This window comes from Muricoccus nepalensis, from assembly GCF_006438825.1.
Lineage (GTDB): Bacteria > Pseudomonadota > Alphaproteobacteria > Acetobacterales > Acetobacteraceae > Roseomonas > Roseomonas nepalensis.
Genome location: NZ_RCZP01000008.1, coordinates 49,786 through 64,140, shown reverse-complemented (window position 1 = coordinate 64,140; position 14,355 = coordinate 49,786). Strand labels below are relative to the sequence as shown.

General features: G+C 65.5%; 12 protein-coding genes and 3 pseudogenes. 2 read left to right on the top strand and 13 right to left on the bottom strand.

Annotated elements, in window-relative coordinates:
* Positions 1–12: 12 nt before the first annotated feature.
* From EAH89_RS10770 to EAH89_RS10745, 6 genes and pseudogenes are all read right to left on the bottom strand, one after another.
* Positions 13–747: an abortive infection family protein gene (locus EAH89_RS10770; RefSeq protein ID WP_241666958.1), complete on the bottom strand. Its 735-nt coding sequence runs from the start codon at positions 745–747 to the stop codon at positions 13–15.
* Between the two features lie 223 nt (positions 748–970).
* Positions 971–1,724, bottom strand: a pseudogene (gene arsH, locus EAH89_RS10765) (arsenical resistance protein ArsH).
* A gap of 1,033 nt (positions 1,725–2,757) precedes the next feature.
* Entirely contained in the window at positions 2,758–4,176 is a 1,419-nt protein-coding gene (locus EAH89_RS10760; protein WP_140882821.1) for a carbohydrate porin, read from the bottom strand.
* 211 nt (positions 4,177–4,387) lie between these two features.
* Positions 4,388–4,759, bottom strand: coding sequence for a hypothetical protein (locus tag EAH89_RS10755; RefSeq protein ID WP_140882818.1), 372 nt, complete (start codon positions 4,757–4,759; stop codon positions 4,388–4,390).
* Positions 4,756–5,445, bottom strand: a complete 690-nt coding sequence (locus EAH89_RS10750) for a ZIP family metal transporter (protein WP_140882814.1) — start codon at positions 5,443–5,445, stop codon at positions 4,756–4,758. The genes EAH89_RS10755 and EAH89_RS10750 overlap by 4 nt, the downstream gene beginning before the upstream one ends.
* Complete coding sequence (locus tag EAH89_RS10745) at positions 5,442–7,736, bottom strand: heavy metal translocating P-type ATPase (protein ID WP_241666957.1); 2,295 nt, start codon at positions 7,734–7,736, stop codon at positions 5,442–5,444. The genes EAH89_RS10750 and EAH89_RS10745 overlap by 4 nt, the downstream gene beginning before the upstream one ends.
* 293 nt (positions 7,737–8,029) lie before the next feature.
* Here EAH89_RS10745 and EAH89_RS10740 point away from each other — a divergent pair.
* Positions 8,030–8,359 (top strand): annotated as a pseudogene (locus EAH89_RS10740) (YnfA family protein).
* Between the two features lie 267 nt (positions 8,360–8,626).
* Here the strand turns inward: EAH89_RS10740 and EAH89_RS10735 are convergent.
* The 4 genes and pseudogenes from EAH89_RS10735 to EAH89_RS10720 all read right to left on the bottom strand — a co-directional run.
* Positions 8,627–9,562 (bottom strand): annotated as a pseudogene (locus tag EAH89_RS10735) (MFS transporter); the annotation flags it as partial.
* Positions 9,559–10,632 (bottom strand): ACR3 family arsenite efflux transporter, encoded by a 1,074-nt coding sequence (arsB, locus tag EAH89_RS10730; protein ID WP_456306496.1) that lies wholly within the window; start codon positions 10,630–10,632, stop codon positions 9,559–9,561. The pseudogene EAH89_RS10735 and the gene arsB, both read right to left, overlap by 4 nt.
* Entirely contained in the window at positions 10,629–11,066 is a 438-nt protein-coding gene (arsC, locus tag EAH89_RS10725; protein WP_140882812.1) for an arsenate reductase (glutaredoxin), read from the bottom strand. The genes arsB and arsC overlap by 4 nt, the downstream gene beginning before the upstream one ends.
* Positions 11,063–11,419: an ArsR/SmtB family transcription factor gene (locus EAH89_RS10720; protein WP_140882810.1), complete on the bottom strand. Its 357-nt coding sequence runs from the start codon at positions 11,417–11,419 to the stop codon at positions 11,063–11,065. The genes arsC and EAH89_RS10720 overlap by 4 nt, the downstream gene beginning before the upstream one ends.
* A 44-nt stretch (positions 11,420–11,463) precedes the next feature.
* On the opposite strand from EAH89_RS10720, the gene EAH89_RS10715 reads away from it, so the two are divergent.
* The gene (locus EAH89_RS10715) at positions 11,464–11,985 is read left to right on the top strand and encodes a DUF6428 family protein (protein WP_162861311.1); all 522 of its coding nucleotides are present in this window, start codon (positions 11,464–11,466) and stop codon (positions 11,983–11,985) included.
* A gap of 33 nt (positions 11,986–12,018) precedes the next feature.
* Here EAH89_RS10715 and EAH89_RS10710 read toward each other — a convergent pair whose 3' ends face one another.
* The 3 genes from EAH89_RS10710 to EAH89_RS10700 are packed head-to-tail and all read right to left on the bottom strand — an operon-like array spanning position 12,019 to position 14,278.
* A complete protein-coding gene (locus EAH89_RS10710) occupies positions 12,019–12,645 on the bottom strand; it encodes an SCO family protein (RefSeq protein ID WP_140882805.1) in 627 nt (208 codons plus the stop codon).
* Positions 12,646–12,660: 15 nt separating this feature from the next.
* A complete protein-coding gene (locus EAH89_RS10705; protein ID WP_140882804.1) occupies positions 12,661–13,668 on the bottom strand; it encodes a nitrilase-related carbon-nitrogen hydrolase in 1,008 nt (335 codons plus the stop codon).
* A complete protein-coding gene (locus EAH89_RS10700; RefSeq protein ID WP_140882803.1) occupies positions 13,661–14,278 on the bottom strand; it encodes a cation diffusion facilitator family transporter in 618 nt (205 codons plus the stop codon). Before EAH89_RS10700 ends, EAH89_RS10705 begins: the two co-directional genes overlap by 8 nt.
* Positions 14,279–14,355 lie beyond the last annotated feature (77 nt).

Genomic DNA, 14,355 nt, shown 5'->3' with positions numbered 1-14,355 from the left:
CCGCGGATCTGGTCAGTGGGCGATCAACGGCTTCGTTGGGTGCTTTTGCTGCCAGGTTTCGATGATAAACAGGGCGGCGGCACTGGCGGAATGGATGGCGAGCCGAGCAATCCTCGCGTCGATCCGGCGGAACCCGCGCTCTCGCCCATGCGCGTCCCCAGCGTGCGTGCGGAGGGCACCGATGCCCTGGATGACCGTGTGGACTCCGCTGAGGACGAGGCGCACGTCCTCGGCCACCTCAGCTGGCAGGTCCTCCCGGCCAGGGGAGAGGGCGAGCGGATCTCGGACCGCCTTGTACAGCGCCAGGATGTCCCGCTTGTCCGGAAGTTTCGCCCCGAGCTCGATCAGGACGGACCGGCACACGCTTTCGATGACCGAGCATGCCGCCGTGACCGCATCCTCCGGGTCGGTGACGGCGCTGGCCATGGCGCGCTCCAGGTCCCGCTGGACAGTGTCGAAATCGATGGTCTGCGTCTTCTGCGCCAGGGCGGCCAGCACGGGGGCCGAGGTGCCTGCTTGGACGAGGCGCACGCGATGGCCTTGGTGTTGCAATTCCAGCCCGTCGTGAAGCAGGAACTGGTTCAGGTAGCCGATGACCTGGGGCACCTTATCCGGCTCGGTGACGAAGTCCCGCGGGTCGGCCGCCTTCTCGATGACGGTACGCATGATATCGAAATCGCCGCGCCGCAGGATCCCAAGGAGCGCCTCGGTCAGGGCAGGCAGTCGCGAGCCGGACCCGACGGTCATGAGTACCCCGCAATCCCGCATGAAGCTCTCCAGCTTCGGGCCCGAGCGATACCGCCCAATAGGAGGCGCCACGTCGGCTCCGGCTCCGGGTCCGCCCGAGATCACCCTTACCAAAGCTTCGATTGACTGGGGGGAGATCTGCATCTGCGGTCACGGCCTCGATTATCGAATCGCGTAGTTTCCCAGCCAAATCAGGTGCCGTCCTGGCAAGGGAGGCAAGAGACTATCCCAAGCCGCCCGACGCCTCGGCCAAGTTTACCCTGGCCTGCTTCTCGGCGCGATCCTTGCGCTCACTGTAGCGGTCCGTCAGCTGCGCCGAGACGTCCCGTGTCAGGAGGGTGAACTTCACCAGCTCTTCCATGACGTCCACCACGCGGTCGTAGAGCGGCCCGGGCCTCATCCGCCCCGCGTCGTCGAACTCCTCGCAAGCCTGGGGACGGAGCTCTGGTCCGGGATGGTGACCATCCTCATCCACCTGCCCAACAAGCGCAGCGTGTTCACCGCGTTGAAGCTCTGGCTTCCGCCCGAGACCTGCATCACTGCCAGGGTGCGTCCTTGGGTTGGCCGGACGCCTCTGCTCTCCAGGGGAAGCCAGTCGATTTGGTTCTTCAGGACGCCGGTAACGGCACCATGCCGCTCCGGAGAGCACCAGACCTGCCCCTCGGCCCACAAGGAGAGTTCTCAGAGTTCAGCCACTCGGGGATGGTCAGCGGGCACACTGTCGACTACCGGCAGGTCACGGGGATCAAAGACCCAAGTCTCGACGCCGAACCCGGGGAGGAAGCGCTCGGCCTCCAGCGTCAGGAACCGGCTGTAGGAGCGCTCCCGAAGCGAGCCGTAGAGCAGCAGGATGAACGGCGGGTGCGTGCTCGCGCGGGAATGCCGAGCCGGGTGAGATCAGGGATATCAAACTGCGCTTGCGAAACGTTGGGGAGCGAGAGGTCGAGAGAGTTCACGTCGGGCATCCAGTTCTTCAGTCAGGTGGCATCCGCAGGTGACGTTGTCGCCAACGCTTCCTGGATCTCCTGCACGGCATTTCGAGCAGCCCGCGTCACTCCGGCGAGTGTGGCGGAGGCCACACGGTCCAGTCGCCATAGCCGACCAGCCAAAGCCAGGGGTCGCCGACGGCGTGGCCCCCTTGCACCCCGATGTGGCCAGCCGGGTTCAGAACTCCGGATGCGCCCAAGTGCTCCAGGGCCGAGCGGAAGCCAGTACACCAGGTGATGGCGTCCACCCTGGTCCGGTCCCGTCCGACGAGACAGCGTCCTCCAGATCCAAGCGGTGGCCGCGGTCGCCGGATCGGTCTCCCTCGTTGCACTCCATCGTCGTCGCGAGCAGCCCCAGGATCCTGGATCCTGTAGTGACGGCCAGCCGGGACTCTGTTCGTTACGATTTTAATGGACGCCTGCCGAGGTCGTCGGCTGGTGCTGAGGGGATTGCAGAACGCTCGATGGGCAGCACCAAAAGGTTGGCAGTGATCCGCACTGCCTGTGGCATTCCACCATTATGGCTGCATCGAGCAGGTCCCGAGCGACTACCGCCTGACGCTCTCTGGACGGAACGAGGACCGGATGGTTCGCACCCTCAGCGATGGTGGCCCCCATGGTGCCCGCCGCCGTGATGCCCACCATGATGCCGTTGACTGCCCCCATGATGACCACCGTGGTGATCGTGGCGGGGCGGCGCATGGTGATGGTGGTGCCTGTCTCCGCCCCAGTATCGGGGGGCTCCCCCATACGGGTATGGCGCCGGGCCATTAGCCGAGTAGGCCGGAGCCGGGCCGTAGTAGAGGGGCTGGGCGCAGGCTGGGACGGCGATCAGCAGGCCCAGTGCGACGGCGACGGTGGTCCAGCGCATGACGGGTTCGTCTCCCATTCTGATGCCTTCCGTTTGGCCCGTTCGTGTGTCGGCCGCATGGCGAGCCTTGGGCGTCATCGAGGCATGGCCGCCAATAGGACGACGAGCAGGGTGGTGATGCCCTCGATCCACCCCACTCCTATACTGAAGCCCTTAGAAGGCCGTTCTTGCCCGTAGGCCGAAGATGTGAACCGGACCGCGATCGGCGTTGTAGCCGGGGTTCACCACCAGCTGATAATCCAGAGCCAGGTTCACCCCAGGTGCCACCTTGGCATCATAATAGACCTCAGTAATCCATTCGGGGGCGTAGTTGAGGCGACCATCGCCGACAATGAAGCCAATGCCTCCGGCCTCGAGGTACCGTCTCCGCCCTCCTGATATCCAACCTGCGTTGGTGGCGAGCCCCACAGTATCGGCAGCTCGCTGCCAGCGTAGACCTTTCAAGGACAGACCCGCCGAGACAGCACGGTCCATCTCGGTGAACATCCAGTTTTGTGTTCGGCCATCATTCCAGGAGAGTCGCGCAAAGGCACCCAGATCGTCGGTGAGTTCCTGCTCCATGTTCAGGGCGGCATTGTGCTTGAGGTTGTAGCGGTTGGGGTTCTTCTCAAAGGTATCGAAGCCATTCTCGAAGAGCTCGCCCCAGGTAGATTGCCGGGAACGCGAGGCGCCATAGATCAGGCGAACAGCGCCAGGACGTCCTCCAACCGTATAGAAGCGGTCGACCTGGCCGATAAGTTGGAAGGCTCGGGTTATCGAGGGATCCATGAATAGCCCGTTGGCCCTTCGTGATACCTGGAAGGCACCACCACGAAGACCCCAGGTGCCATCCTCCCATTCCAGCGCAGCACCATAGGTCCAGCCCCGGGCATCCGCGGCGAAGTCGAAGCCGCCTGCTCCAACAAGGGCCCAGTTCAGGTGCTGAGTGCGGGCATCGTGGGCGTACCGATTATCGTCGAAGATGTCGTAGACCGAAAACTTGCCCACGGTCAGGGTCAAGCGTTCGCGTGGCAGCGGGGTGGTAAAGCGCAACGGGTCACCATCGCTCTCCACCGTGTCAGCCGACAGGCCAATGGTCTGCCGGAAGAAGACACGGGGGACGTAGAAGGTCGGCTCAGTCGAGCCCAGACGAAAAGCCTCGTTGTTGGGGAAAGCCGCCACGCCGGTAGAGTTCGACAGCCCAAAACCACGGGTGACCGAGGCGTCCAGGATGACTTCCGCCCCGGTCCAAAGGCGGCGGCCAAGGACGAGGTCCGTCGACAAGGTATTCCGCGCATTGGCGGAAGGGCTCAGGCTGTTCCCGCCACGATAGGGCGAGCGGAAGCGTGCGTTGCCCTGGAGGACGAACGTCGCCTGCCCGCGAAGGAGCCATCCCTGATCCTCTAAACGGTCCTGCAATGCTGCTAGTGCAGGGAACAGCGCCTCCTCTGGAGCCCCGACATTCGGCACGCCCGAACTGCCAAAGCCCTGCGCGGCACCCGGGGAGGAACTGATAGCGAGCATTATGACCGTGGCCGCCAGCGCACGCAGACCAGAGCCAATGAGCGCCAGTCGGTTAAAGGAGTGCGTCATGGATCCGTTCTTGTGGAGTGTGCTCACGAGCAGAATAGGTCATCAACCTTATGGCCACCTAGCCTACTAGCTCAGGATCCCAATGATTTTGGGGGACATGGTTCAGTTTTGACGGCCTCGAGTGGCGGTGCCGCATTGCAATTACTTGGCACCCCCTCTGCTTACCGAAGCCCACGCGCCGCCTCTGAAGCTGGGGGTATTGATCACCGGGTCAGCGTAAGGGTGCCATCCGGTAACACAGGCTGTTAGGAGGCTGTTCAGCGATATTGAAGTAGCAGATCGCAAGGCTGTTTTCATGCACCAGATGGTAGGCAAAGGCGGGCCCAGCCTGTGAGACGCCTTTGATCTGCCAGCCGTCTTCAACAAGCCCTGCCACCGATTGGCTGAGCAGTGTTTCCGTCATTCTCACGCCGCCTGGTGACCGGCCGGGTAGACCCTGGGCGTTTCCAGTCCCAGAACCAGCACTCATAATGGCGGCCAAAATGGCCGTTGAAATCCAAACAGAACTACGCACCGCAGCCATGGCTGTCTTCCTTGAAATGGGCTTCTCTGTCCTGAGTTGCTGAGTGACCGCCTCCATCATCCCGTGCCTTCCTCTAGGAGAAGAAGCAGGAGAAATCCGGCGAAGAACGTGGCGGTCACCCAGGGAGGTTCTGGCCCACCCTCATGCGCTTCGACGAGCAGCTCCTCGACGACGAGATAGAGAAGCGCGACGAGGCCGAAAGCAAAGAACCCAGTGAGCCAAGCTTGGGGCAGTCGTCCGACCGGAGCACCGAGGAGGGCTCCGAGCGGAAGGAGCAGCGCGATCCCACCGATTGCCAACAGGGCGCGTGCTCGTGTGCCCAGGCCCTCCACGAGGCTCGATGTAATCGAGAGGCCGAGGAAGAGCACCTCCAGGGTCAGCGCGACGGTCAGGAGCAATCCTTGGCGTGCCCCGGCCGCAAAGGCGATGCCGAGCACAAGCCCGTCCACCAGGATGTCGATGCCGGTGACAGCAACAACGCTCAGAGGTCCCTTTGCACGCTTGCCGATGTGTTTGACCAGGAGCATCACCGCCACGCCGAGCGCACCACCGATGATAACCGGCACCGGGGAACCAGCGTGTTTGAGATCTGGTAGGATCTCTCCAGCCGCGGCAGCAAAGACAACCCCAGCCGCGAAATGCTGAACGGCGGCCCTCGCTGCTGGTCCAGGTGGGCGCCAGAGAGCCACGGCGGCCCCGAGGACCGCCGCAGCCGCAGGTACTAGGGTGTAGAGGAGTGGGCTCAAGCGTGGTGAGTCCCAGGAACCTCTGACGGCCTCCAGCCCAAAAGCCGAAGCGCGTTCAGCGTTACCAAAACCGTGGCACCGGTGTCCGCAAGGATGGCGGGCCAGAGGCCGGTCACGCCGATCAGGGTTGTCACAAGGAACACCGCCTTCAGGCCGACGGCGATCGCAACGTTTGTCTTTACGTTGGCCATGGTAGCGCGCGACAGGCTCACCAATTCCGAAACCCCCGTCACGCGATCTTTCAAGACGGCGGCATCGGCGGTCTCCAGCGCGACGTCCGTGCCCCCGCCCATGGCCACGCCGACCGAGGCGGCAGCGAGCGCTGGGGCATCGTTGATGCCATCCCCGACCATGACAACAGAGCCTGAGGACCTGAGGGCGCCAATCTCGCGGAGCTTGTCATCGGGCAGGAGCTCGGCTTTCACATCAAGGCCGAGCCCTTTTGCGATTGCGGCGCCCGTCCGGGCATTGTCGCCAGTCAGCATGACTGAGCGGATACCCAGCCGCGAGAGTGCGGCTACCCCAGCGACAGCGTCCCCACGTGGCTCGTCGCGGAGGGCTAGCACGCCCGCCGGAGCACCGTCGGCGACGACGACCACAGCTGTCTTGCCCTCGCCCTCAAGGCGAGCGACCGCCTCAGCGAGTTGGCCGAGGCTGGCACCGACCTCTGCGGCATGGCGTGGGCTGCCGACGCTGACCTTGCGGCCGTTCACCGTGGCGGTGACCGCCTTGCCCGGCACCGCGGCCTGCTCGGAGACCTGGGGCGCCGCAACGCCGCGGGCTTCCGCCTCAGCCAGAACAGCCTTGGCCAGCGGGTGTGAGGATCCCTGCTCGGCGCCCGCCGCCAGGGTCAGGACGTCGACCTCGGTCATGCCCTGGACGGGCAGGATATCCGTGACCTTGGGGCGGCCCTCCGTCAGAGTGCCTGTCTTGTCGAAGGCGACCGTCCTGGCGGTGCCAATCTCCTCCAAGGCCGCGCCACCCTTGATCAGCAGGCCGCGACGTGCCCCAGCGGACAGGCCGGACGCCATGGCGGCGGGGACGGAGATCACGAGGGCGCAGGGGCAGGCAATCAGAAGAACGGCAAGGCCGCGATAAACGCTGGTCCACCAATCCCACCCTAACAGGAAGGGCGGCACGAGGATGACCAGGAGAGAGACGATCATCGCACCCGGTGTCCACCAGTTCGAGAATCGCTCGATGAACCTTTGGGTTGGCGCACGGGAAGCGGTGGCCTCCTCGACCATGCGGATGATGCGAGCGATGGTGTTGTCCGTAGCCGAGCGGGTCACCTGCACGCGCAGCGCGCCGTCCGCGTTGATGGAGCCCGCGACGACGTTCTCGCCAGGGCCGCGGGACACGGGAACGCTTTCGCCCGTGACAGGGCTCTCGTCCAGTGCTGACTGCCCTTCCCTGATCGTACCGTCACAAGGAACGCGGTCGCCCGGACGAACCAGGACGAGGTCGCCTACTGCCAGCCTGTCGGACGGGGTCTCCTCGGTTGAGCCGTCCGGCCGCACACGGAGCGCCGTCCGGGGCATCAGGGTGGCCAGCGCCTTGATCCCAGCGCGAGCGCGCCCGGCGGCCACGTTTTCGAGTAGTTCTCCGAGGGCAAAGAGCAGGACGACCACAGCGGCTTCCTCGGCCGCCCCGATGACGGAGGCGCCGACGGCTGCCGTGACCATCAAGGTCTCGATGGAGAACGGAGTCCCCGCCCGGGCCAGGGCAATGGCCCGACGGCCGAACGGCACCAGGGCGACCAGGGTCGCGGCGAGGAAGAGCGGATAGGTCAGCCGATCTGGCAAGACCAGGGATAGGGCGTAGGCGCCAACGACTAGTCCGCCGAGCAGCCAGACCAAGCGGGCCTTACCCGTCGCGTACCAGGGCTTCGCTGCATCCGCGGGGTCATCATGGTCGGCGTGGGAATGGCCAAAGCCGCCGTGGGTCTCTCCCTGCTCGTGAGAATGATCGTCGTGATGGTGGTCGTCCCGCTGAGTGCCTCCGTGATCCCCGGGGCGGTCAACTCTGGCGGACGGATTGGCGACCGCAGTCAGAGGAGTGGCCGTGTAGCCAATGGAGGCGAGCGACCGCTCCACGGTGGCGGCGTCTGCACCTCCAGGCGACAGTCGAAGCGTCAGCCGTTCAGCCACCAGGTTAACCACAACGCCGGAGACGCCGGGCAAGCGCTGAAGGGCACTCTCCACTTTGGCCACGCAAGAGGCGCAGTCCATGCCCTCGACGCGCCAGGACACGGCCTCGCCAATGCTTTCGCCTTCTCGCACGCTGTCCATGGGTGATCTCCTACTGACCGTCCTCTAAAATGCATCTTCCAGCCGCTAGAGGTTCAAGAGGTAATCGTCAAAAAGATGCTGATACCGGTTGCAGTGGTGAATGGCCGGTTCCAACAGCTGACGGACTTTGCGAGTGGTAGGCCGGATGGACGAGTTCGGACGATAGCGGCAATCCCGCTATCGGTAGCGTAGCCTGAGACCGGCATCCTGTAGCCAGTTCTCTGACGAGGCTGTTCGAAACTGACTACTCGCGAGACGGCTGCGCTGTCCGGACGCGGAGAGTAGGATGCCTCATGCAAACTACCCTCGCCGTTTACATCGCCGCAGCTATCGCGGAGATCGTTGGTTGCTTCGCCTTCTGGGCCTGGCTCCGGCCGGGCAAGTCCGCACTATGGCTGGCTCCCGGGATCGTCTCCCTGATCGCCTTTGCCTAGCTGCTGACACTCAGCCCGGCCGAGAACGCGGGCCGGGCCTACGCTGTGTACGGCGGGGTCTACATCGTCGCGAGCCTTGGCTGGCTCTGGATAGCCGAAGGAATGCGACCCGACTGTTGGGATCTCATTGGCGCTGCCGTGTGCCTTGTCGGGGCCGCCATCATCCTTCTGGGGCGACGCACCGCGTAGTGCGTCGGGACTATGCCCGATGCCGGGGCCATCACCCTGCGTGGCGGCCGCCAGGGCGAGTAGCGCGACTAGGGACAGCAAGGTGAGGGCGCCTGACAGCAGGAGCGCGATGCGCGGCCCGCTTCCGTCCAGCACCAGGGCAAAGAGGAGCGGCGCCCCGGCCTGGAGTAGGCGCGCGGGGGCTGCCAGCAAGCCTGTCCGCAAGCCATAGCCCGCAGGCCCGAACAAGGCGAGCGGCAGGGTGCCCCGCGCGATGGTCAGCAGCCCGTTCCCGGCGCCGTGAAGCAGCACGAAAGGGATAGCCACTACTGGCCCCAGGAAGGCCAGCAGCGCGGCCCCGATCGGGTGCAGGCCTGCGGCGAGCTGGGCCGTGATGAGAGGCGACGCCTTCCGGAGCAGGGCGAACTCCGCCACCCGGGCCGCGACCTGAGCCGGGCCGACCAGGGATGCCGCGAAGATCGCGGCGGTAGGGGTCGCCCCCAGCGCCTCAATGATGCGCGGCAGGTGGGTGGCCAGGGCGGTGGAGACAAAGGCCGTGGCGGCGAACACCGCCGCCAGGATCACCATGGTCCAGGGCACGCCGCCGGGTGCCCCATCAGCCGGAGCTGGCGCAGGCGCGGGCGGCGGTGCCTGAGCGACAAGGAAGCGGTTCAGCGGCAGGGCCACGACTAGGTGCAGGACGGCCCAAGCGAGGCAGGCGCTGCGCCATCCCAGGGCGTCGATCATGAGGGCGCTGGCTGGCCATCCGACCGTGCTGGCGAATCCTGCGAACAGGGTGATCCCTGTAATCGCGTTGCGGGCCTCACGCCCGTAGAGGCCAGTCACCGTGGCGAAGGCGGCCTCGTAGAGCCCGAACCCCATACCGATTCCGATCACCGCCCAGGCCAAGGCCAGCGTGACCGGCCCGGACGCCCAGGCCAGCAGCGCCAGCCCGACCGCGAAGACTAGGTTGGAGGCGGTGAGAACGTCCCGGCCGCCGTATGTGTCGATGAGCCGTCCCGCGGTCGGCCCGACCAGCCCGGAGAGCAGTAGCGCTCCGGAGAAGATGCCAAAGAACCAGGTCCGCGACAGGCCGAGGGCGTCGCAGACCGGGTCGGCGAAGACGGCTGGGAGGTAGTAGGTGGACCCCCATGCCAGGGTCTGCGTGATGCCGAGGGTGGTGGTGACCACTCCCCGGCGCCGCGTCAGATCCACGGCCTTCATGCGCGCTCGTACCAGCCTTTCGTCCGCATCACGATGTGGACCACTGAGAGCATGACGGGCACCTCGACCAGCACGCCGACCACGGTGGCCAGCGCGGCGCCGCTCTCGAACCCGAACAGGCTGATGGCGGCGGCCACGGCCAACTCGAAGAAGTTCGAGGCGCCGATCAGGGCGGAGGGTCCGGCGACGCTGTGCGCCGAGCCGCACTGGCGGTTCAGCAGATAGGCCAGGCCCGCGTTGAAGTAGACCTGGATCAGGATGGGCACCGCGAGCAGCAGGATCACCAGCGGCTGCGCCAGGATCTGCTCGCCCTGGAACCCGAACAGCAGCACCAACGTGGTCAGCAGCGCCACCAGCGACACAGGGTTGATCGCTTTCAACGTGCGCTGGAGCGCCGCCTCGCCGCCGGAGGCCAGCAGCGACCGGCGCCAGAGCTGCGACGCGACCAGGGGCAGGACGATGTAGAGGCCGACGGAGAGGAAGAGGGTGTCCCAGGGCACCGTGATGGCGGACAGGCCGAGCAGCAGGCCGACGACTGGCGCGAAGGCCACCAGCATGATCGCATCGTTCAGCGCGACCTGGGACAGCGTGAAGTTGGCGTCGCCGTCCGTCAGGCGGGACCACACGAAGACCATGGCAGTGCATGGCGCCGCGGCGAGCAGGATCAGCCCGGCGATGTAGCTGTCCACCTGTCCCTCGGGCAGCCAGGGCCGGAACAGCCAGCCGATGAACAGCCAGCCCAGCAGTGCCATGGAGAAGGGCTTCACCAGCCAGTTGATGCCGACCGTGACGGCGATGCCGCGCCAGTGCCGGGCGACCTGCCCCATGGCGGCGAAGTCCACCCGGAGCAGCATCGGCACGATCATCGCCCAGATCATAAGCGCGACCGGGATGTTGACCTGGGCCACCTCCATGCGGCCGAGCGCCCGGAACGGACCGGGCAGCAGGGCGCCGAGCGCGATGCCCACGACGATGCAGAGGGCAACATAGAGGGTGAGATACCGCTCGAAGGTGCCCATGGACGCGCGGCGGCGTCCCATGGCCGCCTCGCCCTCGCTGGTCGCGCTCACGCGTTGTTCCCCGGGAACACGCGGCGTCCCTGGTCGTCGATGACCTTCCCGCCGTCCTCCTTGCAGAAGGCCTCCCGCTGCGGGTTCGGCAGGATGTCAAGGACGGCCTCAGACGGCCTGCACAGGCGCACGCCCAGCGGCGTGACCACGATGGGCCGGTTGATCAGGATCGGGTGCGCCATCATCGCATCGAGCAGCTGGTTGTCGGTCAGCGCCGGATCGCCGAGGCCCAGTTCCGCATAGGGCGTGCCCTTCTCGCGCAGCACGTCGCGGATCGGGATGTCCATGCGCCGGATCAGGTCGGCCAGCACCTCTCGAGTCGGCGGCGTCTTCAGGTACTCGACGACCTCCGGCTCCTCGCCGCTGTTCCGGATGATGGCCAGGACGTTGCGGGACGTCCCGCACTCAGGGTTGTGGAAGATCGTGATGGTCATGCCGCGGGCTCCGGAGTAGGGCAGGCACAGGCCGAGAGGGCGGCGACCGCGGGCGTGCAGACGTCCGGGTGTCCCTGGCAGCAGTCCCGCATCAGAAAAGCGATGAGGCCGGATAGGGCCTCGTAGGCGGCCGAGTACCGGATCGAGCGCCCATCCCGTCGCGACTGAACCAGGCCAGCGTGCTCAAGATGGGTGAGGTGGAAGGACAGGCGCGAAGAGGTGGCGCCCATGGCTTCGCCAATGACGCCAGCCGCCATGCCCTCCGGACCCGCCGTCACCAGCAGCCGCACGATCCGCAGGCGGGTCTCCTGGGAGAGGGCGCCCAGGGCATCGAGTGCTTGCGTTTCATCCATGACGCCTTTATATCTCAAGAGACGTTGATATGAAAGAGGCAAGAATGAACGCCCCTGCTCTGCCCCTGACCATCCGCTTCCAGGGAGACGCCTCGTTCGGTGCGGTGCTGGACGCCCTTGCACCCCACGGCTCGCGCCGTCTGGTCATCAGCTACGACGGGCGGCTGGTCCAGCCCGGCTACCACGTTACCGAGGTAAAGGCTGGGTCCTTCGTCACCCTGGACTGCGGCGGCAATCCGGACGCCTGGCAGGAGACCATCCTGCAGGTGGAGGACCTGCCCGCCTCGGTCGAGAACCCGAACCACATGGAGGTCGGCAAGTTCCTCGCGATCCTGGAGAAGGTGGCCGTCCGGGTCAGCCTTCAGCGGGAGAGCCGGTTGACCTTCGAGGTTGGCCCGCCCGGCCGTCCCATGCAGGTCTTCGACGTTGAAATCATCCGTATCGAGGCGACCCAGGCGGTTATCGAGCTCGGCCCCCGGCCCGCCATTTGCAAGCCACGGCACCGGGCGGAGCAGGAAACGGCCAAGGCCTCCTCCGCCTGCCCGACGGTACGAGGTTGCTGCTGACAACGACACGAGCTCGACCGGAAGGGGAGAACGTCAACCGGATCGCCCAGCCCTGCTTACCAGGAGTCTGAGCTTCTCGAGCGCCACCTCCTGGCGCTCCTCGTAGTCGAGCGTCCCAGCAAAACGGCCCATAGCGTCGAGCAGGAACACGCTGGCGCTGTGGTCCATGGTGTAGCCGCCTCCCTGCAGGGGAACACGGCGGTATTGAACCTGAAAGGACTGAGCCGCCCGGGTGACCTGACGCTCCGTTCCCGACAGCCCGACGATGCGCTGATCAAAGAGCGTCATGTACTCGGCCATCGATCTGGGGGTGTCCCGCTCGTGGTCCACGCTGATCAGCAGCCAGTTGATGCGGTCGGCGTCTGGCCCGAGCGCATCGATGTGCTCACCCATTCGGGCCAGGGTCGTGGGACAGACGTCCGGGCAGGAGGTGAAGCCGAAGAACACGGCGGTTGGCTTGCCAAGGAAATCCCTCTCGGTCACTGCTCGGCCCCGGTGGTCCGTGAGGGCGAACGGGCCGCCGATTGCAGGCAACTGGACTTCCCTCCTGCGAAGGGGACCGTCCGTCACAAGCCAGCCGGTCGCCGTGCCCACGATCAAGAAGCCCAGCACGGCCACCGCCGCCCACGCGGCTCGCCGGATCAGCGTCAACTTCTGCATCCGATCAGGTCAGTCCTAGCAAGTTATTCCATTGCGTCGCACGTAGCCCCACTGCTCGCCGTAGCCGATACGACGGAAGCGGGCCACCTGGGCCTCATGGAGCGTACGGCATTGCGCAAAGATGTCCGAGCGGGCTCGTGCGTCGTTCAGACGGTCGACGTCGACGTTCGCGACGGCAAGCCGGGCTCCTGGTTCGAAGCGGGAGGTCTCCGCAAGAAGGACCCCATCCTCGTAAATCGAGGTCTGGCCGTCCCATGCAAGGTCAGTCGTCGACTCACCCTCACCCGACGCCGTGTAAAGGTAGGCTGCCGTGCAACGGGCCGACTGGGCCTGGCACAGCATGCGCCGGGTGTCAGCCTTTCCAACGGTGATGTTGCTGGCAGACAGGTTCACCAGGACGGTGGCTCCGGCCAATGCACCCAGGGCGCTCGGCTGCTTGGGCACCCACACATCTTCGCAGATCTCGACGTGCACAATGAGCCCCGGGCGGTCCTCGGCCACGAAGAGAAGATCGGGGCCGAACGGGACAGAGTGCCGCCCCAAGCGGATGACGCTTCCGTCCGTCCCATTACCGGACGCGAAATAACGGTGCTCGTAGAACTCCCGGTAGTTCGGCAGATGGACCTTGGGCACCACGCCTAGCAGCTTGCCCCGGTGGATGATGACGGCCGTGTTGTAGACGCGGCCAGCATGGCGCAGGGGGACGCCCAGCACCATGACGGAGGGCAAGTGGGCTGACGCCTCCACCACCCGCTCCACGGCGGCCTCAGCAGCGTCCAGGACGACATCTTGGAGGAAGAGGTCGTCGATGGAGTACCCGGTCAGCGCCAGTTCGGGAAAGGCGACCAGCGACACCGACCGCTCGGCGCAGGTGCGTGCGACTTCCAGAAGGATGTCGGCGTTCGCGGCGGGATCCGCGAGGTGGACCGGGGTCGTGCAGGCGGCGACCCGCACCGCGGCGCCGGGGCCACTCGATTCAACTGCATGTACCTCGACAGGGTTGTCGGGCACATCGTCAGTCATGCGCCACCCTGAGATCCGCAAGCGCATCGCGGATAATCGACCAGGCCGATTGCAGGAAAAGTCCTGCGATCACGATGGCTACGGCGAGGTCCGGCCATGCCGTCCCGGTCCACCATACGAGGCCCGCAGCGATCACGACGGCAAGGTTACCAATGGCGTCGTTGCGGCTGAACAGCCAGACAGCCCGGACATTGGCGTCGCCTTCCCTGTGTGGGATGAGCACCGCTGCGGCGGCCACGTTGACTACCAGGGCGATCGCGCCGAACAGGCCCATCAATTCAGCCTCGGGCTGGTTCAGCACCAGAACCCGGTAGCCAGTCGTGACGAGCACGCCGATGCCAAGGACCGCAAGGAATAGCCCTTGTATGAGAGCGGAGCGGGCTCGCCATGCTAGGCTCCAGCCGATAGCGAGTAGGCCGAGAAAACTGATCAGGCCATCACCGAGGAAGTCCAAGGCGTCTGCCTTCAATGCCTGGCTACCCGAGATAAAGCCTCCCACCATCTCCACGAGGCCATACCCAACATTAAGGCCTACAACGATCCATAGAGCCCTGCGATATGCGGGCGTGATGCTGCCTAAGTCCTTGGGAAGGTCGTCGTCATCGCTCATCCGAGTGCCCCAGACCCACGAGAAGCGCTGGCGATGAGACACCCACGCCCAGCAGACGACCCGCCACGAAGATATCG

Excerpts from the sequence above, each read along its gene's own strand:
- EAH89_RS10760 (WP_140882821.1), bottom strand. The coding sequence starts at position 4,176 with ATGACGCACTCCTTTAACCGACTGGCGCTCATTGGCTCTGGTCTGCGT.
- EAH89_RS10745 (WP_241666957.1), bottom strand. The coding sequence starts at position 7,736 with ATGGACAGCGTGCGAGAAGGCGAAAGCATTGGCGAGGCCGTGTCCTGG.
- EAH89_RS10770 (WP_241666958.1), bottom strand. The coding sequence starts at position 747 with ATGACCGTCGGGTCCGGCTCGCGACTGCCTGCCCTGACCGAGGCGCTC.
- EAH89_RS10705 (WP_140882804.1), bottom strand. The coding sequence starts at position 13,668 with ATGACTGACGATGTGCCCGACAACCCTGTCGAGGTACATGCAGTTGAA.
- EAH89_RS10700 (WP_140882803.1), bottom strand. The coding sequence starts at position 14,278 with ATGAGCGATGACGACGACCTTCCCAAGGACTTAGGCAGCATCACGCCC.
- EAH89_RS10715 (WP_162861311.1), top strand. The coding sequence starts at position 11,464 with ATGAACGCCCCTGCTCTGCCCCTGACCATCCGCTTCCAGGGAGACGCC.
- EAH89_RS10710 (WP_140882805.1), bottom strand. The coding sequence starts at position 12,645 with ATGCAGAAGTTGACGCTGATCCGGCGAGCCGCGTGGGCGGCGGTGGCC.
- arsC (WP_140882812.1), bottom strand. The coding sequence starts at position 11,066 with ATGACCATCACGATCTTCCACAACCCTGAGTGCGGGACGTCCCGCAAC.
- EAH89_RS10755 (WP_140882818.1), bottom strand. The coding sequence starts at position 4,759 with ATGATGGAGGCGGTCACTCAGCAACTCAGGACAGAGAAGCCCATTTCA.
- EAH89_RS10720 (WP_140882810.1), bottom strand. The coding sequence starts at position 11,419 with ATGGATGAAACGCAAGCACTCGATGCCCTGGGCGCCCTCTCCCAGGAG.